This window comes from Pseudomonas sp. (assembly GCF_032058845.1).
GTDB lineage: Bacteria > Pseudomonadota > Gammaproteobacteria > Pseudomonadales > Pseudomonadaceae > Aquipseudomonas.
Genome location: NZ_DAMCCR010000085.1, coordinates 1 through 18,782, shown reverse-complemented (window position 1 = coordinate 18,782; position 18,782 = coordinate 1). Strand labels below are relative to the sequence as shown.

Below are 18,782 nucleotides of genomic sequence, written 5' to 3'. Positions count from 1 at the left end.
CACCGCGCGGGCGCTGGCCGCCTTGTTGCGTGAAGCGGGGGCGGTGCGGGTCGATGTCTACTGCCTGGCCCGCACGCCCCGGCCCGGCCCGGCTTGACTTGCCTGCAGCGCAAAGGCACCGTCGCCGCTCCAGCCCTGCCCCTCTACAGGCCCGCCATGTCCTTGCCGACGCCCCTGACCCAACACATCGCCCGTCGCCCGCAGCGCATCGCCCTGCTCCAGCACGTCGCCGAGCAAGGCTCGATCACCCGCGCGGCCAAGGCGGCAGGCATCAGCTACAAGGCGGCATGGGACGCCATCGATGAACTCAACAATCTGGCCAGCCGGCCCCTCGTTGAGCGCAGCACCGGCGGCCGTGGCGGGGGCGGTGCGCGGTTGTCTGAGGAAGGCGAACGCGTGTTGCGCATGTACCAGCGGCTGCAGGCGCTGCAAGCGCAGTTTCTCGAAGCGGCTGACGCCTCCAGCGACCTTGACCTGCTCGGCCGTCTGATGTTGCGCACCAGTGCGCGCAATCAGTTGCAGGGCCAGGTCAGCGGGCTGCGCCGCGAGGGCCGTCATGATCGCGTCACCCTGGCGCTGGGCGGCGGTCTCGAGATCGACGCGCTGATCACTCACGACAGCACCGAGCGGCTGGAACTCACCCTCGGCACCATGACCGTGGCCCTGCTCAAGGCCGGCTGGGTGCGCTTGCTGGCCGATGACGAGACCGCGCAGCCGGGCAGCAACTGCCTGCACGCCACGGTGCAAGACGTACTGACCGAAGCCGAGGGGCCGGGTGAGGTGCGCTTGGCGTTGGGCAACGGGCAGACGCTGTGTGCGCTGGCTGAAGCCGATTGGCTGGCGGCGCAGCAGATCAGAACCGGCCAGACGCTGCGTGCGCAGTTTCATCCGTCGTATGTGCTGATCGGCATTCCGGCCTGAGGTTGCCGTCGGCAGGGGCCTGGCGGCGCGGCCTCTTCTAACCTGCAGGCAGTGCCATCATCTCGATGCGCTACCATGGCCCTCCGCTGTTCACCCCAGGAGCCTGTCATGTCCCATCCCTTCGATACCCTCACCCCCGACCTGGTCCTGGACGCGGTGGAAAGCCTGGGGTTTCTCAGCGATGCCCGGGTGCTGGCCCTGAACAGTTATGAGAACCGCGTGTATCAGGTGGGCATCGACGAATCCCAGCCGCTGATCGCCAAGTTCTACCGCCCGGATCGCTGGACCGACGCTGCCATCCTCGAAGAACACGCCTTCACCGCCGAGCTGGCGGGCTGCGACGTGCCGGTGGTGGCGCCGATGCTGCACCAGGGCCGCACACTGTTCGAGCACCAGGGCTTTCGCTTCAGCCTGTTTCCGCGCCGCGGCGGCCACGCGCCGGAGCCGGGCAACCTCGACCAGCTGTACCGGCTCGGGCAATTGCTCGGACGCCTGCACGCGGTCGGCGCTGTGCGGGCGTTCGAACACCGTGAAGCGCTGGCGGTGGACAACTTCGGCCACGCTTCGCTGAACACCCTGCTCGAGGGCAACCACGTGCCCAAGGAGCTGCTGCCCGCCTTCGAGTCGGTGGCCCGTGACCTGCTCAAACGGGTCGAAGCCATCTATGCGCGTACGCCCCATCAGGTGATTCGCCTGCACGGCGACTGCCACCCTGGCAACCTGATGCACCGGGACGAGGCCTACCATGTCGTCGACCTGGATGACTGCCGCATGGGCCCGGCGGTACAGGACTTGTGGATGATGCTCGCCGGTGACCGTGAGGAGCGCCTGGGCCAGTTGGCCGAGCTGATTGACGGCTACAACGAATTCCATGACTTCGATCCGCGCCAACTGGCCCTGATCGAGCCGCTGCGCGCCTTGCGCCAGTTGCACTACAGCGCCTGGCTCGCACGGCGCTGGGATGACCCGGCATTTCCGCGCAGCTTCCCGTGGTTTGGGCAGCCGCGCTATTGGGGCGATCAGATTCTGGCCTTGCGAGAACAATGCGCCGCGCTGGACGAAGCGCCGCTTAAATTGTTCTGAATCCAGCGCGGGGCTGTCTACAATGGGCCTGCCGCTGGTTGGCCTGAAGTGTGTACGCAGTCAGGCTCTGCCGGGCGCTGGTCCTACGACCCGATCCTCGAACCGATTCACCCGCAAGGACCCCTCATGCAAGCTGCCAACCCGCGTCGCGGGTATTTTCTGGGCCTGTCGGCCTACATCATCTGGGGCCTGTTCCCGCTCTACTTCAAAGCCATCCAGAGCGTGCCGGCGATGGAAATCATCGTTCACCGCGTGCTCTGGTCCGCGCTGTTCGGTGGCATCGTGCTGATGCTGTGGAAACACCCCGGCTGGTGGCGCGAGCTGCGCCAGAATCCGCAACGGCTGGCGATTCTCGCCCTGAGCGGCAGCTTGATCGCGCTCAACTGGCTGACCTATGTGTGGGCGGTGAATACCGGGCGCATGCTTGAAGCCAGCCTCGGCTACTACATCAACCCACTGGTGAACGTGCTGCTGGGCATGCTGTTGCTGGGTGAGCGGCTGCGGCGCCTGCAATGGCTGGCCGTGGGCCTGGCACTGGCTGGCGTGGTTCAACAGGTGTGGCAGGTGGGTAGCCTGCCGTGGGTGTCGCTGGTGCTGGCCCTGACCTTCGGTTTCTACGGGCTGATCCGCAAGAAGGCGCCGGTCGCCGCACTGCCGGGGTTGGTGGTCGAGACCTGGATGCTGGTGCCGGTGGCGCTCGGCTGGCTGCTGTTGCACCCCACAGCGATCAGCGCCCAGCCGGCCTTCTACGGCACCAGCGAAGCGCTGTGGCTGATGGCTGCCGGGCCGGTCACGCTGGTGCCGCTGGTGTGCTTCAACGCCGCTGCGCGGCACCTGCCCTATACCACGCTGGGCTTTCTGCAGTACCTCGCGCCGACCCTGGTGTTGTTGCAGGCGGTCTGGCTGTTTAATGAACATCTGGCGCCCAGCACATTGATCGCGTTCATGTTCATCTGGGCGGGCCTGGCGGTATACAGCGTGGATATCTGGCTGACCCTGCGAAAACGCTGATCAAAAAACGCTCAATTCTGTGCAGGCCAGACAGATCATGGCCTGCACCCACCTTTCCCAAGGTTATCCACAAGGTCGTCCCCGCGCTTTGTGCACAAGCGCTCGACCGCTGTACATTTATTGAGCAAAAGCTTGCATCCCTCATCGCCACTGGCCTTGCGCGCTAAGCCCCCAGTTTATCCACAGGGCAATCCCCGCAAATCCTGCATAACTTAGCTTGTGTATAAGTTCGACGCTTTATACGGCCGGGGATCATGCCGCTAGATACAGGTTGCAGGCTGTGGGCGGCGCAGCCGGCCCAATTCAGCCGTTGCGCAATGACGGTGGATCGCGGTGGTGGCATCAGGGCGGCTTTGCCGCCCATCGCGGCTAAAGCCGCTCCTACACTGGCTGCGTCTTCCTGACGCATCACTGTCTCCCGGCCAACCCGGCCCTCTGTAGGAGCGGCTTTAGCCGCGATGGGCGGCGGAGCCGACCCAAGACTGCGATCACTGTCTGCCTGCTATTGCGCGTTATCTGACTCAGGCCGGCTTTGCCGCCCATCGCGGCTGACCGGAGCGCCGGACCGGCCGCTCCAAAAATGACTGCAATCGACTTGATGCCATGCTGCAAACCCGCCATCACGCTTCCGTGCGCAGGCGCAGCTCCACCATCAAGTCATCGGCCAGGCTTTCCAGGCGCTGCTGCAGTGCCTCCAACGTCAGCGCAGGTGGCAGGGCCAGCATGGCTTCGGCCTGGAACAATGGCTCATTGCTCATCGGCGCCGGCTGCACCTGGGTGCTCAAGCGCTCGACGTTGACACCGAGTTCAGCAAGCAGTCGGGTGATATCCCGCACGATGCCTGGCCGATCGTTACCCACCAGCTCCATGCTGATCGGCTTGCTCGCCGCGACCGGCTCCGTGCCGCTCTGCGCGACCAGCACGCGGATGCCATGGCTTCCAAGCGCTTGCAGGGCGTCGACCAAGGCGTCGTACTGCTCGCTGGGCACCGCCACACGCAGGATGCCCGCGAACTGCCCGGCCATGCGCGACATCCGGCTTTCCAGCCAGTTGCCCTGATGATCGCTGATGCACTGGGCGATACGTTCGACCTGCCCCGCCTGGTCCGGGGCAATCACGGTGAGTACAAGGTGGTCCAAGGCGCAGTCCTCGCAAGGGGTGACAACCAACGCTGTGCGATGAAGGGTCGTCCAGCGGCGTAAGCGACTTCTGATTATAGGTAAAGCGTGGCAACCTGCCGCAGGCAGCTTCACACCCTGAATCGTGTACTGTTTATAGATTTATCTGGAACAATTCCTATATTTTTTGCGAACATGCGTCTACCTGGCGCGGCTTCTTACAGCCCGATGGTGGTAAGTGCGGCGCTTTTAGTCTCATGTTCACCCGTGTGCTGCTTCATGTAGTATCCGTGGAGCTGGACTACAAGAAGCCGTCCGGTTGTCTGCCGAGGCGCCTGTACACACCCTTCAGCCGCCACCCCGCCGCCCGCTGGGCATGTACGGGGGCGCACTGAAGCCAGCGCTACAGGCTTTTTTTGATGAGCGAAATCGCTGAGCAGAGTGAGGCAAGCAATGACTGAACACGTTCAAGTCGGTGGCCTTCAGGTCGCCAAGGTCCTGTATGACTTCGTCAACAACGAGGCCATTCCAGGGACCGGCATCATCGCCGAGCAGTTCTGGGACGGTGCGCAAAAGATCATCAACGACCTCGCTCCAAAGAACAAAGCCCTGCTGGCCAAGCGTGACGAGCTGCAAGCCCGGATCGACGCCTGGCATCAGCAACGTCAAGGCCAGGCCCACGACGCCGCGGCCTACAAGCGTTTCCTGCAGGACATCGGCTACCTCCTGCCACAAGCAGACGATTTCCAGGCCACCACGCAGAACGTCGACGAAGAAATCGCCCACATGGCCGGCCCGCAGCTGGTGGTGCCGGTGATGAACGCACGCTTTGCCCTCAACGCCGCCAATGCCCGCTGGGGCTCGCTGTATGACGCGCTGTACGGCACCGACGCCATCAGCGATGAAGGTGGCGCCGAGAAAGGCCAGGGCTACAACAAGGCCCGCGGCGACAAGGTGATCGCCTTCGGCCGCGCCTTCCTCGACAAAGCCGTTCCACTGGCCGCCGGCTCGCATAAAGACGCCACGGCCTACCGCATCGACGCTGGCAAGCTGGTGGTTGCACTCAAAGGCGGCAGCACGACCGGCCTGCGCGACGACGCCCAACTGCTGGGCCTGCACGGCGACGCCGCAGCGCCCACCGCCATCCTGCTCAAGCACAACGGCCTGCACTTCGAGATCCAGATCGATGCGAGCACGCCGGTTGGCAGCACCGACGCCGCCGGCGTCAAAGACATCCTCATGGAGTCGGCGCTGACCACCATCATGGACTGCGAAGACTCGGTCGCCGCCGTCGATGCCGACGACAAGGTGCTGGTCTATCGCAACTGGCTGGGCCTGATGAAGGGCGATCTGGCCGAGCGTGTCAGCAAGGGCGGCAAGACCTTCACCCGCACCCTGAACCCGGACCGCGAATACACCACACCCAACGGCGGCAGCCTGACCCTGCATGGCCGCTCGTTGTTGTTCGTGCGCAACGTCGGCCACCTGATGACCAACCCGGCCATTCTCGATGCCCAGGGCAACGAAGTGCCCGAAGGCATTCAGGACGCGCTGTTCACCGTCCTGGCGGCGGTGCACAACCTCAATGGCAATACGCCACGCAAGAACACCCGCACCGGCAGCGTGTACATCGTCAAACCCAAGATGCACGGCCCGGAAGAAGTCGCCTTCGCCGCGGAAATCTTCGCCCGCGTCGAACAGCTGCTGAACCTGCCGGCCAACACCCTGAAGGTCGGCATCATGGACGAGGAGCGCCGTACCACGGTCAACCTCAAGGCCTGCATCAAGGCCGCTGCCGAACGCGTGGTGTTCATCAACACCGGGTTCCTCGACCGCACCGGCGATGAAATCCACACCTCCATGGAGGCCGGCGCCGTGGTGCGCAAGGGCGTGATGAAAAATCAGCCATGGATCGGCGCGTACGAAGACAACAACGTCGACGTTGGCCTGGCCACTGGCTTGCAAGGCCGCGCGCAGATCGGCAAGGGCATGTGGGCCATGCCTGACCTGATGGCCGCGATGCTGGAGCAGAAGATCGCGCATCCGCTGGCCGGCGCCAACACCGCCTGGGTCCCTTCGCCAACCGCCGCCACGCTGCACGCGCTGCACTATCACAAGGTCGACGTGCAGGCGCGCCAGGCCGAACTGGCCAAGCGCACTCCAGCCTCGGTGGATGACATCCTGCGCATCCCGCTGGCCGGCGACACGAAATGGTCCGATGAAGAGATCCGCAACGAGCTGGACAACAATGCCCAGGGCATCCTTGGCTATGTGGTGCGCTGGATCGACCAGGGCGTGGGTTGCTCGAAAGTGCCGGACATCAACGACGTCGGCCTGATGGAAGACCGCGCTACCCTGCGGATTTCCAGCCAATTGCTGGCCAACTGGCTACGCCACGGTGTGGTCAGCCAGGCGCAGGTGATGGAAAGCCTCAAGCGCATGGCAGCAGTGGTCGACCGGCAGAACGAGGGCGATGCGCTGTACCGCCCACTGGCAGGCGACTTCGACAGCAACATTGCGTTCCAGGCCGCAGTGGAGTTGGTGATCGAGGGCGCGAAGCAGCCCAATGGCTACACCGAGCCGGTGTTGCACCGTCGGCGTCGGGAGTTCAAGGCACGCAACGCGCAGTAAGGCGCTGCCCGGAACCCGTAGGCAGGCCTACGGGTTCAGCTCCTTGCTCACCAGTTCCAGCAAGCGGTCGAGATCGACGGGCTTGAGCAGCACGTCCAGCACACCAAGGTGCATGGCCTTGACCGCCTCCTGCACATCCGTGTCGCCCGACACGACGATGATCGGCAATTGCGCCCACTCCGAGGCGCGCACTTGCCGGATCAACGACAGCCCATCTTCAGGTTGCATGCGCAGGTCGGTGATGATCAGGCCGATCGACGGGCGCATGAGCAAGGCCTCGAGGGCCTTTTTCACACTGGCGGCCTCGATGCAATTCCAGCCACGGCTGCCCAGATAAAAGCTCAGCGCTTCGCGGTTGCCCGCGTGGTCGTCCACCACCAGTACCGAGTACGCGGGCCTCGAAGGTGCACTCACGGTTGCCAGGGCCTGGCGCTCGGCATCACTGAGGATGTCGGCTTGCTCGTCCATGCTCATCTCGTCAAAAAAACCTCGTTAAAACAGTTCAGACCGCTGTGCAGCGCTTTAACCACAACCTTTCGTCGTCAATTTGACACTTGACCCAAGCATTAGCACTTTTTAAGGGTAGCGCATGACGGTTCGCGCCCTGACCGATCCACCTCTTCCTTCACCCCCGCTCGCCCTGTTGACCCCATCGATGCGGGCGTTTTCCAAGCCAGATCAGGGTCTTGGGCATGGCTTTCGTCAGGGCATAGACTTACGTCCAATGGGCGCTTTACCGACATCGTCAGACCATGTCGCCTACAACCAAGAACAAGTATTAACAAAGACTGTGCCAAGTGCGCCGATACGCGCCTTGCAGAAGCAGGCGTGCTCGCCAATCCCCCAGTGTCACAGGGTGTGTTCAGGCTTCGTGACTTGCCTGGAGGGTGCGCGCGAACACGCTCGCCTCTGCTGGGCCTGCGTATCGGTGACCTGCACGGCCCCAGCGAGCGGTCGGTGCCATGAGCAAACAGGACGTCTACGAAGAGGCGGGCAAGACAGCAGTGCTGCAGAACATTCAGGGCATGCTGCAATTCCTGCAACGCTTTCCACCGTTCAACCAGATGGAGCACAGCCACCTGGCGTTCCTGGTGGAACAGTGCCAGCTGCGCTTCTACGCCAGCGGCGAGAGTATCGTCAAGCCGACTGATGGCCCTGTGACACACTTCTTCATCGTCAAGCAGGGCCGTGTGGTTGGCGAACGCCAGCAGGCGGTCGGGCCTGACACTGAAACCACCTTCGAGATCACCAGCGGCGAGTGCTTTCCGCTCGCGGCGCTGCTGGGGGAACGCGCCACGCGCACCGAGCACCTGGCCGGCGAAGACACCTTCTGCCTGCAACTGAGCAAAGCCGCGTTCATTCGCCTGTTCTCGTTGTCAGAGGTGTTTCGCGACTTTGCCCTGCGCGGCGTGAGCAGCCTGCTCGACCAGGTCAACCAGCAGGTGCGCCAGCGCGCCGTCGAAACCCTCGGCACCCAGTACTCCCTCAATACGCCGCTGGGCGAGCTCGCCATGCGCCATCCGGTGGTCTGCAACGCCGAACTGCCGCTGCGCGAAGCAGTGCGGCAGATGCACGAGCAGCAGGTCGGCAGCATCGTCATCATCGATGCGCAGCGTACCCCCATCGGCATTTTCACCCTGCGCGACCTGCGCCAGGTGGTGGCTGACCCCGCCGCCGAACTGCACGCGCCCATTGCCCGCTACATGACCGCCGCACCGTTCTGCCTCAGCGCACAGGCCAGCGCCTTCGACGCTGCGCTGGCGATGACCGAGCGGCACATTGCCCACGTGTGCCTGGTCGATGAGCAGCGCCTGTGCGGCGTGGTATCGGAGCGCGATCTGTTTTCCCTGCAGCGGGTCGACCTGGTGCACCTGGCGCGCACCATCCGCCATGCTGCGCGTGTGGAGACGCTGGTGGCACTGCGTGGCGAAATTGGCCAATTGGTCGAGCGCATGCTGGCCCATGGCGCCTCATCGACACAGATTACCCAGATAGTCACCCTGCTCAACGACCACACCGTGTGCCGGGTCATCGAGCTGATCCTCGCCGAACACGGCGACCCGGGCGTGCCGTTCACCTGGCTGTGCTTTGGCAGCGAGGGGCGCCGCGAGCAGACGCTGTACACCGATCAGGACAACGGCATTCTGTTCGAGGCCGGCGATGCGCATGACGCTGAACGGATTCGCGGCCAACTGCTGCCGCTGGCCCGCCAGATCAACCAGAGCCTGGCGCGCTGCGGTTTCACCCTGTGCACAGGCAACGTGATGGCGGGTAACCCCGAGCTGTGCCTGTCGCGCAACGAGTGGGCGCGGCGCTTTGCCGGATTCATTCGCGAGGCCAGCCCAGAGAACCTGCTGGGCTCGACCATCTATTTCGACCTGCGCGCGGTGTGGGGTGACGAGCAAGGCTGCGAGCAGTTGCGTCAGGGCATCCTGGCTCAGGTGGCAGACAACCGCCTGTTCCAGCGCATGCTGGCGGAAAACGCCCTGCGCCAGCGCCCACCCGTGGGCCGCCTGCGCGACTTCGTCCTCACGCGCCAAGGCAACGACAAGACCGCCACCCTGGACCTCAAGGTGCAGGGCCTGACGCCCTTCGTCGATGGCGCGCGGCTGCTGGCCCTGGCCAATGGCATCGGCGCCAACAACACCCTGGAACGCCTGCGCCAGCTGGCGCGCCGTGGCGTCATCGAGCCGCTCGACGCAGCGGCCTTCGAAGAGGCCTACCACTTCATTCAGCAAACGCGCATGCAGCAGCACCAGCGCCAGAGCCGCGACAACCAGGCCTACAGCAACCGCCTCGACCCCGACAGCCTCAACCACCTCGACCGACGCATCCTGCGTGAATCCCTGCGCCAGGCTCAACGTCTGCAGAGCAGCCTGGCGCTGCGGTACCAGCTGTGAGCGTGCACACCTGGACAAGGCTGACGGCATCACCAGCGCAGCAGGCGCGGTGGCGCCCAGGCAGCGTGACGGTACAAGGCCAGCCATGAAATTGTTCAGCTGGTTCAAACCCGCTGCATCACCGCTGCGCGAGTCGCTCAAGGCCCGCCTGGTACAGCTGCCTGCCCCGGCGCCGTGGCAACCCTGCACCTTGCGTGAGCAACGTTGGGTGGTGCTCGATCTCGAGACCAGCGGGCTGAACCTGAACCGGGATCAGGTGCTGTCGATCGGCGCCGTGGCCATCGAGGACGGCGCGATCGATTTTGCCCAGCAGTTCGAACGCACCCTGCACCGCCCTGCACAGAAAACCACGTCCAGCGTGCTCATCCACGGTCTGGGGCCCAGCGCCCTGGCCGCCGGTTGTGACCCGGCCGATGCGCTGCTGGACCTGCTCGAGTTCATCGGCGACAGCCCGGTGCTGGCATTCCACGCGGCGTTCGACCAGCACATGCTGACGCGCGCACTGAAAGACAGTCTCGGCCACCGCCTGCAACATGCTTTCCTGGATGTCGCGCAGCTGGCGCCCATGCTCAACCCCGACACGGTGCTGCGCGAGGCGGGGCTGGATGACTGGATCAAGCGCTTCGGTCTGCAGGTGCAGGCGCGTCACCACGCCAGCGCCGACGCCCAGGTGACCGCCGAACTGATGCTGATCCTGTTCAGCCAGGCCCGCCGCCAGCAGCTCGACAGCCCGCTGCAACTGCAGCAGCAACTGAGCGCGTGGCGCCGGCGCAACGACCATCACCCTGGGCTCTGATTGATCCATGGCAGGGGTCGGCGCTTGCGCTGCGGCATCGCCCTGTGGACGTGTCTGCACGCGCCGCCCCGCAGTGAGGTAGATCGCTACCCCGTCTGATCAGCGCTCGACTGCCAGCGTGCAGGGCTCCTGAACAACCGAGCCACCGCCATGAGCCTGGAACACTTCAAATCTTTCGATCAACCGCTGAGCGCCTTGCTGGCTGCCGCACCGCTACCCGACCGCAACCTGTCACCGCTCGCGGCACGCCAGCAGTACTTCAGTGCCTTGGCCGATTACTGGCTGAACGCTCCACCCCAAGGCGCCAGTCGCCGTACCCGGTTGAGCGCGCTGCTGCGCGAGCAACTGCTGGCGCAAATCGTCTTGCGCGTCGGCGACCACACGCTGGGTTCGGGCCATGCGCAATTGCTGACCACCTGCGTCAACCTGCCCTTGCCCTCGCAGCGCCAGCACCTGCCCAGCGCGGCGCGGCCGCAGATCTATCGACCGCTTCTGGAGATCACCAGCCCCCATTGGCGCAACAGCTTGCGTGGGGCTTTCGTGATCGTGGAGGGCGGCCCGGAAGGCACCATGCCTGACCCTCGTCAACCCAGCGAGTACGCGCTGCTCTACAGCCTGTCCCATGGAATCGAGGCCTTCGACAGCCTGGCCGACCTGCACGTGGAGCTGTGTGAACGCCTGGATGACCCGCAGCAGAGCCGTCCGCTGCTGCGCCACCTGGACAGCGAGCAGGACCGTGAGCGGGCGCACAATGCCCAACGGCTGCGCTACGACTGGTTCAATGACGACATGCTGCAGGCGCAGGCACAGGCGGTTATCGAGGGTCAGTACGCGGCGTTGAACGGCGTCTGGCAGGATGCCGCGCAGGCGTCGCCACTGGACTGGGACGCCCTGCAGACCCGTCTGCAAGAGGTCGGCGACCTGCTGCCCTGGGTCGATAGCCGTTCCGCGCTGCAGACCCGCTACGGCTTGCTGCTGGAACGCAATTCCCCCGCCTGGCTCAGAAATGCCTCTGCCCAGGGGCTGACCCACATCATGCAAACCCTGCAGGAGCTGGTGATCGCCATCGACCAAGCGGCGGCGCCTGGCATTCTCAGCCAGGCGCAGTTCGTCGACCGCAACAGCCTGCTGACCTGGACCTGCGAGCGCCTGCGCGCAGGGCTGCGTCAGCGCTATCAACTGGATATCGATCCGCTCGACGTGTATGTCAGCGTCACCTTGGCCCGACAACGTGGTCCCCTGTTGCTGCCGGGCCTGACCAGCGGCTGGATTCCAGTGGCCAACCGCCCCCAGGTGGGCGACACCATCGAGCTGGTGCGCCAGACCTACCGCCTCGATGAGCTGGCACTGCTCAATGTCGGACTGCTCGACATCGACTACTGGCTCACTGCACGGGTCCATCGACAGGATCAACGCAACGTGGCCGGCATCACGGCGAGTGAGATCAAGCAGTTGGTCCGTGAACTGAACGTCGGCGAAAGCTACAGCCAGTACCTGCGCGCTCATTTGCTGCGCTCCGCGCAAGCACAGTGGCGCAGGGACAGCTACGTGGCCATCAGCCGTGCCCGAATGCGTGCCGAGGCCGCCAAGGCGCGCTATGCCGGACACTTTCTCGACGACCCTTTCGAGCGAGGATTTCACTGGATCAGCCAGGTGCTCGAACATCCCGACAGCGGCGCACGCGGCGCGCTGTACCTCCCGCGCCTGAGCGTGCGGCAACTGCTGATCGCCGGTCACACCCTGCATGACGTGACGCTGATCACCCCCGACAGCCCTGACCTGCACCGGTTTCTGGTGTACACCCCCGATGCCCCGGATCGCCGGGCCTGGCGGGAATTTCGCAACGCCCGCCACCTGCTCAGGGCACTGCGCGCCAACCCCGCACTGCGCGAGTACGTCAAGGACCGCCTGCCGCTGACCGATCCGGCGCTCCTCGAGCGCTGGCTGACCAAAGGCGGGCTGGGCGCGCATGTGCAGCAACCGGTCATCACGGGCAACTTCCAACAGGCCCGTTATCGTGCCGAAGTGGATGTCGCCCTCGAGGCCGTGGACGCTGGCACCCATACCAAGCTGGAGCTGCTGGGCGAGCTGACACTGCACAGCCTGTCGGTGCTACTGGACCTGATCAGCCTGGTGCTCCCGACCCGTGGGCTGACCGCCGTCGCGCTGGCGCGCTCGATTTTGTCGGTCCTCGATGCCAAGGCCGCTTTCAAGCAGACGGATCGGGTGGGTGTGCTCAAACACCTGGTCGAGGCCTTCACCCACGCCAGCGATGCAGTCAACAGCATTGGCGGCACCACCGTGATCCGCCGCGCCATCCGCGCCATACCGCCGGCCCCACCACTGAAACTGCCGCCCTCGGGCGCCGTCAACCTGAACCCTGCACGCCTGCACTATCGCGTCGACGGCATTCACAAGGAGGGCATCTATGAGCAGGCATCGCCCTACCCTGGCCTGAGCCTCTACTACATCAGGGACACCACCGGCACCCATTACCAAGTGGCGTTCGACGGCTACCGCTGGCGCGTCGTCGACCCGCGGATGCCCGACGCCTATGTGAAAGTGCCGGTCAAACGTCGCACCGATGGGGAGTGGGTGGTGGACTCGCCCGTGCTGTGGTTCGACGGTTTGCCAGACCTGCCGACCCTCTTCGCCGACTGCCGCTTGCCGCAACGGCCGGTCGGGGGCGAGTCGCTGGACGCAGATGGCCTGTACCGCCTCGAGGGGCAGCTGTACCTGCTGGCCGGCCAGCATGCCCTGGCACTGCGTGCCCACCTGCTGGATGACCACTATCACCTGTCGATTCCAAGGCAACCCGAGAACGCGGTCAGCGTCTGGGCCATCCTGCGCTGGCAACACGGCGAATGGCGCGTCCGTGTACGCCAGGCAGGGCGTAGCAGCGACTGGCTGGCGCTGCCGGCGGCCTACGCCGTGAGTCGCGGCAACACTGCGTCGAGGCGCTGATACAAGGCACTGTCGCTCGGCCAGTTGCGCAGCAGCCGCGCCCGATCACGGGCGTAGGCCTTGGCGAAGCTGAGCTGGGTGGTGTGCTGGCACATGGCATCGAGGTCGATCAGCGACCAGTGGTCGTTCACCCAGAACAGGTTGTGACCCTTGAAGTCGCCATGGCTGATCCGCGCGCCGATCAGCTGCTCCATCACCTGCACCAGCGCATCGACCTGATCCTGCGGCGCCTGACCACTGTGCACATGGGGCGCAAAGCATTCGCTCAGGTCGGGGCCATCGATGTACTCGGTGATCAGGTAGGCGCGACTGCGCAGGCCCAGCACGCGCTGCTCGCGCACTGCGAGCGGACGCGGCGTGGCGATCTCGAGAAACAGCAGCCGATTGCCTTCGATCCAGGAATGCCAGGCCCGGCTCGGGCGCCAGAAGCGCTTGAGCCAATGGGCGGCGTTCTTGATGTTGTAGCGCTTGAGCACCAGGCGGCGCCCGGCGACCTCGATCCGCGCTACGCTGGCGGCGCCGCCGGTCTTGTACAGGTGGCCCTGGGCGATCAGCGCATCGGCCTGCTGCAACACCGGCTGCAGTGCCTGCACCTCGCTGCGGCGGATCGCCTGGACACCCGATAGCGTGCGCTCGACGCTGAACAGGCTGCACTCACGGCCGGCCTTTTCCAAGTAATCCTTCTGCCGCCAGGTGCGCACCTTGTCGATCTGCTTCTGCAACGCTTCGAGCGGCAGCGCGTGCTCGGCGTTGCTCAGCAGGTAATACACCAGCAGTTCTTCGAGAAACGGTTCCAGGCGTCTGGGCAGTTGGGCGAAGAACACGCCGAGGTTTTCCAGCACACGTTGCCGTGACAGCGGCTTGCCCGGGGTTTCGGCCTTGATGCCGGCGCCGTCGATCAGGTACAGGCGATCGTCCTGGCGCAGCAGGTTGTCCAGGTGCAGATCGTCCTGCCACAGGCCCACGGCGTGCATCTGCGCCACGGCGCCCAGGGCTTGAGCGATGACCGTCTGCTGACCGTCGCTCAACGCAGGCGCCTGCTCGACCTGCTGCCAGGCGTCGCCCAGGCTCTGGGCATGGTCGAGGTACTCGAACAGCAACCAGCCGCCCTGGTCGTCGACCAGGCCATCGGCCAGCAGGGTGGGCGTGGTCAGACCTTGTGCGGCCAGCAGGCGTACGCCATCGAGCTCGCGCTGGAAATGCCGTGCGGCGTTGCTACCCACCAACAGCTTGGCCAGGACCGGGGTGCCGCGCCACACCGCGGCGCCCACATAACGCTGGCCCGGCAGCACGCGCAACAGGCTGAGCAATTGCAGATCAGACGGCCCGGCAGCATCGGCCAGGCGGATGGACATCGGCAGGGTCGGCTGACGCCCTGCCTGCTTGAGTTCAGACAGCAGCATCAGCGCGCCTCTTTGCTACGACGTCGGCCCGCCAGGCGCTGTTGCCAGTCGCTCACCAGCGCGCTGTCGGCGGGTTGGGCCAGGTAGGTCGCCAGCAAGGTGCGCACGTCGGCATCACTCCAGGCGCCGGCCCGACGCATCAGGGGTTCCAGGTCTTTCAGGCGATCACGCCGGCCAAACAGCAAGGGCCGGGTTTTTTCCAGGTCGATCAGTTGCGCCTGCCAGCCATCGCGGCGCTCGCGCAGGAAAATATGCTTGGGGTAGAAGCAGCCATGCACCTGCCGCGCAGCGTGCAGCGTGCGCGCCAGTTGGCCGCAGGCGCGCAGAATGCCCTCGCGCTGCCCGACCGGCAGTTGCGGCCATCGCGCCAGCAAGCCGTCCAGGTCGTTCCATTCGTCGAGCGCGCGGGTCAGCAGGACCGCCCGGTGCTCGTCCTTGTCCTTGCGCTCGCCATAGAACACCGCCTGCAAGGCCGGAATGCGCAGCTTTTCATAGCGGCTGATGTTGCGAAACTCGCGGGCGAAGGTCGGCTCGCCAAGGGGCGCGTGCAAGGTCCGCGTGAGGTAGTTGCACTGGCGCTTGAGGTAGTAGCCCTTGCCCTCCAGCTCCAGGCGATAGACGCTGCTCCAGCCACCGCGTGCGGTGTTGGGCTCATCGACCGCTTCGAGCTGCAGCGCCCATAGCGCTTCGAAATCGTTCAGGCCATGACGCTGCAACAGGGCAAGGTCACTGCTGGCCAGGTAATCGGTCATTCCCTTCCCTCGAAAAAGCTCAGCACCTGGCGAATGCGCTGCTTGTCAGTGGCATTGAGTCGCGGGTGGCCGCGGTACTGCAGGTAGAAGCGCAGGCGCTGGGTCGCTGACAGGTGGTATTTGGCCACCTTGTCCAGACAGGCCAGGTCCTTGATGACGCGGTGGCGCAGCATGAAGCCGCGCCAGAAGTCACCCGTGGGGCAGTCGATGAAGAACAGCGTGGCCTGGTCGTCCACCAGCAGGTTGCGCCACTTCAGGTCGTTGTGCGTGAAGTGGTGATCGTGCATCACCCGGGTGTGCCGGGCCAGTTGCTGGCTGATGTGCGCGACCCAGGGGCGGTCGGCCAGGCGCGCGTCGTTGCGATCGGCCAGTACCGAGAGGTCTTCGGTGCGCGGCAGCTCGCGGGTGATCATCGCCCCACGGCCAAAGGCCAGGCCCTTGCGCTCCAGCCCCCAGGCCACCACTTCAGCGGTGGGGATGTGCCACTTGGCGAACTGCTTGAGGTTCTGCCATTCGGCCTTGATGCGCGGGCGCCCCAGGTAGCGGCGCAGGCCCTTGCCGGCGCCGGTGTAGCGCTTGACGTAGTAGTTCACGCCGTCACGCTCGATGCGCACCACTTCGCTGAGCGGGTCGCGGGTCAGGCGCTCGCCCTCGATGGCGAACACCGCGTCCAGGCTGCCGAAGTCCGTGGCCAGGTGTCGATAACCGGGCTCCAGGGTCCAGCCGGCCATCAGAGTGCGTCCCCATAGCGCTGCTTGCGCGCATAGAGCTTCTGCGCCTTCTGTTCGAGAAAGGTCAGCAGCGCCGCTTCGTCGCGCAGTACCTGGCGCAGTGGGCGTTGGAAGTAGCCACGCAGGAAGCGCAGCTTGTCGCGTTGCGTCAGGCCGATGTCCAGCGCCGAGAAGTACAGCGCGGCCAGGTCCTTGTCACGCCAGCGGCGGCTGATGCGCGCGCGCGTCTGCGCGCGGTGCAGGTCGATCAATGACAGCTTCAGCGTGCCCGGCGTGATTGGCCGGTCGGTGTGCAGCAGGAAGTGGCAGATGTAGCAGTCGCGGTGGTTGACCCCGGCGCGGTGCATGGTGCCGGTCATGCCTGCCACTTCGGCGATCAGCGCGTGCTTGAGGGCAGGTGCCGGCGGCTGCTGGCGCCAGTCGAGGCTGAAGTCTTCCAGGCTGACGGTGGGCGCCAGCTCTTCGGTGACAATGAACGAATGCTGGGTCGCCGGGTTGCTGCCGCGCTCGCCGTAGGCCACCGCGGTCATGGTCGGCACACCGGCCTCGTGCAAGCGCTCGATGGCCCGCCATTCCTGGCCGGCGCCGAGCACCGGCAGCTTGGCGCTGAACAGGTTCTTGAAGATTTCACCCCAGCCGATACCGCGGTGAATCTTGACGAAATAACCGGCCCCCGCCACCTCGGTGCGCAGGGTACGGCGCCCTTCCAACTCGCGGTACACCTCGCCTTGCAGCGCCTCGACGGCCTCGAAGGGATCGCGCCCGGCCCACAGCTGCTTGAACGGTTCGGCCAGAATCAGTGTCATGCGGCCTCCGGGGCAAGGATCACGTCGGCAGCGTGCTGCGGCATGCTGTACAGGTCGGCGGTGGCGGCAAAGGCCAGCCCGTTGCGCGACCAGTCGACGCGCGCTGGCGGGTTTTCCAGCATGCGTGCCAGGTAGGCGTCGAACTGCGCCTGCTCGAACGGCTCGTCGAGCACCAGGCCGCTGTCGGCCTCTTCGATGTAATGGGCGTAGCCGCAGACCCGCGACACCAGTACCGGCAGCCCGGCGACCAAGGCTTCGAGCAACACCGTGCCGGTGTTTTCGTTGTAGGCCGGGTGGATCAGCAGGTCGGCGCCGAGCAGGAAGCGCGGAATGTCGCTGCGGCCCTTGAGAAACTGCACCTGCTCGCCCAGGCCCAGGGCCGCGCTCTGCAGCTGGAACACTTTCGGGTCGTCCTGGCCGATGACCATCAGCCGGGTGCGCTTGCGCAATGCTGCAGGCAAGGCGGCCAGCGCCTTGAGGCTGCGGTCGACGCCTTTGGTCTTGAACCCGGAGCCGATCTGCACCAGCAGCAGCTCGTCATCGCCCAGGTCGAATTCCTTGCGGAAGGCGGCGCGGATTTCAGCGGCGTTGTCGGGCGCACGGCGGTCCTGGGAAATGCCCGGGGGCAACAGGTGGAAACGCGCGGCCGGGGTGGCGTAATGCTTGACGAACAGCGGCTGCTGCACCTCGGAGATCATCAGCACCTGGGTGCTGGACTCAGGCGCGAACACGGCGCGTTCGTACTCGGCGAAGTGTCGATAACGCCCCCAGCGGCGGTACAGAGTGCCGCGCAGGTTCTGTGCCTTGTCTTCAAAGCAGCCGTCGGCGGCGTAATACACGTCCAGGCCCGGCATCTTGTTGAAACCGATCAGGCGATCGACCGGACGCTTGTCCAGATCGGCCGCCATCCACGCGCTGAGCTTCTCGTTGCGCCGGTGGTTGAACACGGCCTTGATCGGCGCCACCAACACTTCGAAACCGGGCGGAATGTCGCCCTCCCAGATCAGCGTGTAGACACGAATCTGATGGCCGCGTTGCTGGCACTCCAGGGCAATGCGCATGAAGTCGCGCTGCAGGCCGCCAAAGGGAAAATACTTGTAGAGCACGAAAGCCAGTTGCATCAACGAACATCCTCAGTCAGCAGCAGCGCGCTCAACCGGCGCGCTACATGCTCGGGATTCAGGCGAGTGAAGCACAGCGGCCACTCACGTTTGAGGTCGAACCGGCGCAGGTCCTCGGCGCTCGGCTTGTAGGTGCATTTTTTCTGCAGGCACGGTGCACAGGGAAAATCGCTGGCCTGGTGCACCTGAGCACGCCCGTAGGCGCCGGTAAGGCCCGGGTTGGTCGGGCCGAACAGGGAGATGGTCGGCACATCCAGCGCCGCAGCCAGGTGCCCGAGGCCGGTGTCCACCGCCACGCAGGCCTTGGCCGCGGCCAGCACACGGGCCACGCCGATCAGGTTCAGGCGCGGCAGCACCTGGCAGTTGCTCAGGCCCTGGGCGATACGCTCGGCACGCGCCTTTTCCGCCTCGTTGCCCCACGGCAGGCAGACCTGCAGCCTGCGCTGGCCCATGCGCTCGGCCAGCTCGCGCCAGTAGGCCTCGGGCCAGTGCTTGGTGGCCCAGGTGGTGCCGTGCAGGAACACCACGTAGGGCGCCGCCGGCGG

General features: G+C 65.2%; 15 protein-coding genes and 1 pseudogene. 8 read left to right on the top strand and 8 right to left on the bottom strand.

All coding sequences use genetic code 11. The features are described 5' to 3' along the window. The 4 genes and pseudogenes from RT028_RS15555 to rarD form a co-directional block, all read left to right on the top strand. A pseudogene (locus RT028_RS15555) lies at positions 1-97 on the top strand (ComF family protein); the annotation flags it as partial. 59 nt (positions 98-156) lie between these two features. After that, complete coding sequence (locus RT028_RS15550; RefSeq protein ID WP_312936013.1) at positions 157-921, top strand: TOBE domain-containing protein; 765 nt, start codon at positions 157-159, stop codon at positions 919-921. Positions 922-1,029: 108 nt separating this feature from the next. Further along, on the top strand, positions 1,030-2,004 hold the full coding sequence (locus tag RT028_RS15545; RefSeq protein WP_312936012.1) for a serine/threonine protein kinase: 975 nt from the start codon (positions 1,030-1,032) through the stop codon (positions 2,002-2,004). Between the two features lie 126 nt (positions 2,005-2,130). Then, positions 2,131-3,015: an EamA family transporter RarD gene (gene rarD, locus RT028_RS15540; protein WP_312936011.1), complete on the top strand. Its 885-nt coding sequence runs from the start codon at positions 2,131-2,133 to the stop codon at positions 3,013-3,015. 620 nt (positions 3,016-3,635) lie between these two features. On the opposite strand, the gene RT028_RS15535 is transcribed toward rarD, so the two are convergent. Further along, a complete protein-coding gene (locus tag RT028_RS15535; RefSeq protein WP_312936010.1) occupies positions 3,636-4,154 on the bottom strand; it encodes a glycine cleavage system protein R in 519 nt (172 codons plus the stop codon). A 432-nt stretch (positions 4,155-4,586) separates the two neighbouring features. On the opposite strand from RT028_RS15535, the gene RT028_RS15530 reads away from it, so the two are divergent. After that, the gene (locus tag RT028_RS15530; protein WP_312936009.1) at positions 4,587-6,764 is read left to right on the top strand and encodes a malate synthase G; all 2,178 of its coding nucleotides are present in this window, start codon (positions 4,587-4,589) and stop codon (positions 6,762-6,764) included. 27 nt (positions 6,765-6,791) lie between these two features. On the opposite strand, the gene RT028_RS15525 is transcribed toward RT028_RS15530, so the two are convergent. After that, positions 6,792-7,238, bottom strand: a complete 447-nt coding sequence (locus RT028_RS15525; protein WP_312936008.1) for a response regulator — start codon at positions 7,236-7,238, stop codon at positions 6,792-6,794. Positions 7,239-7,726: 488 nt separating this feature from the next. Between RT028_RS15525 and RT028_RS15520 the strand changes: the two genes are divergently transcribed. From RT028_RS15520 to RT028_RS15510, 3 genes are all read left to right on the top strand, one after another. Then, complete coding sequence (locus RT028_RS15520) at positions 7,727-9,664, top strand: putative nucleotidyltransferase substrate binding domain-containing protein (protein WP_312936007.1); 1,938 nt, start codon at positions 7,727-7,729, stop codon at positions 9,662-9,664. 85 nt (positions 9,665-9,749) lie between these two features. Further along, complete coding sequence (locus tag RT028_RS15515) at positions 9,750-10,460, top strand: 3'-5' exonuclease (protein WP_312936006.1); 711 nt, start codon at positions 9,750-9,752, stop codon at positions 10,458-10,460. Positions 10,461-10,610: 150 nt separating this feature from the next. Continuing rightward, positions 10,611-13,424, top strand: coding sequence for a dermonecrotic toxin domain-containing protein (locus RT028_RS15510; RefSeq protein WP_312936005.1), 2,814 nt, complete (start codon positions 10,611-10,613; stop codon positions 13,422-13,424). Here RT028_RS15510 and RT028_RS15505 read toward each other — a convergent pair. The 6 genes from RT028_RS15505 to RT028_RS15480 form a co-directional block, all read right to left on the bottom strand. Beyond that, on the bottom strand, positions 13,385-14,827 hold the full coding sequence (locus tag RT028_RS15505) for a lipopolysaccharide kinase InaA family protein (RefSeq protein WP_312936004.1): 1,443 nt from the start codon (positions 14,825-14,827) through the stop codon (positions 13,385-13,387). The genes RT028_RS15510 and RT028_RS15505 overlap by 40 nt on opposite strands. Continuing rightward, positions 14,827-15,579: a lipopolysaccharide kinase InaA family protein gene (locus RT028_RS15500; protein WP_312936003.1), complete on the bottom strand. Its 753-nt coding sequence runs from the start codon at positions 15,577-15,579 to the stop codon at positions 14,827-14,829. The genes RT028_RS15505 and RT028_RS15500 overlap by 1 nt, the downstream gene beginning before the upstream one ends. Continuing rightward, positions 15,576-16,310 (bottom strand): lipopolysaccharide kinase InaA family protein, encoded by a 735-nt coding sequence (locus tag RT028_RS15495; RefSeq protein ID WP_312936002.1) that lies wholly within the window; start codon positions 16,308-16,310, stop codon positions 15,576-15,578. Before RT028_RS15495 ends, RT028_RS15500 begins: the two co-directional genes overlap by 4 nt. Further along, entirely contained in the window at positions 16,310-17,116 is an 807-nt protein-coding gene (gene rfaP / locus RT028_RS15490) for a lipopolysaccharide core heptose(I) kinase RfaP (RefSeq protein WP_312936001.1), read from the bottom strand. The genes RT028_RS15495 and rfaP overlap by 1 nt, the downstream gene beginning before the upstream one ends. Continuing rightward, positions 17,113-18,237, bottom strand: a complete 1,125-nt coding sequence (locus tag RT028_RS15485) for a glycosyltransferase family 4 protein (protein WP_312936000.1) — start codon at positions 18,235-18,237, stop codon at positions 17,113-17,115. The genes rfaP and RT028_RS15485 overlap by 4 nt, the downstream gene beginning before the upstream one ends. Then, the coding region (locus RT028_RS15480) for a glycosyltransferase family 9 protein (protein WP_312935999.1) at positions 18,237-18,782 on the bottom strand (546 nt) is incomplete at its 5' end. The genes RT028_RS15480 and RT028_RS15485, both read right to left, overlap by 1 nt.

Excerpts from the sequence above, each read along its gene's own strand:
- RT028_RS15550 (WP_312936013.1), top strand. The coding sequence starts at position 157 with ATGTCCTTGCCGACGCCCCTGACCCAACACATCGCCCGTCGCCCGCAG.
- RT028_RS15545 (WP_312936012.1), top strand. The coding sequence starts at position 1,030 with ATGTCCCATCCCTTCGATACCCTCACCCCCGACCTGGTCCTGGACGCG.
- rarD (WP_312936011.1), top strand. The coding sequence starts at position 2,131 with ATGCAAGCTGCCAACCCGCGTCGCGGGTATTTTCTGGGCCTGTCGGCC.
- RT028_RS15530 (WP_312936009.1), top strand. The coding sequence starts at position 4,587 with ATGACTGAACACGTTCAAGTCGGTGGCCTTCAGGTCGCCAAGGTCCTG.
- RT028_RS15525 (WP_312936008.1), bottom strand. The coding sequence starts at position 7,238 with ATGAGCATGGACGAGCAAGCCGACATCCTCAGTGATGCCGAGCGCCAG.
- RT028_RS15520 (WP_312936007.1), top strand. The coding sequence starts at position 7,727 with ATGAGCAAACAGGACGTCTACGAAGAGGCGGGCAAGACAGCAGTGCTG.
- RT028_RS15515 (WP_312936006.1), top strand. The coding sequence starts at position 9,750 with ATGAAATTGTTCAGCTGGTTCAAACCCGCTGCATCACCGCTGCGCGAG.
- RT028_RS15510 (WP_312936005.1), top strand. The coding sequence starts at position 10,611 with ATGAGCCTGGAACACTTCAAATCTTTCGATCAACCGCTGAGCGCCTTG.
- RT028_RS15505 (WP_312936004.1), bottom strand. The coding sequence starts at position 14,827 with ATGCTGCTGTCTGAACTCAAGCAGGCAGGGCGTCAGCCGACCCTGCCG.
- RT028_RS15500 (WP_312936003.1), bottom strand. The coding sequence starts at position 15,579 with ATGACCGATTACCTGGCCAGCAGTGACCTTGCCCTGTTGCAGCGTCAT.
- RT028_RS15495 (WP_312936002.1), bottom strand. The coding sequence starts at position 16,310 with ATGGCCGGCTGGACCCTGGAGCCCGGTTATCGACACCTGGCCACGGAC.
- rfaP (WP_312936001.1), bottom strand. The coding sequence starts at position 17,116 with ATGACACTGATTCTGGCCGAACCGTTCAAGCAGCTGTGGGCCGGGCGC.
- RT028_RS15485 (WP_312936000.1), bottom strand. The coding sequence starts at position 18,237 with ATGCAACTGGCTTTCGTGCTCTACAAGTATTTTCCCTTTGGCGGCCTG.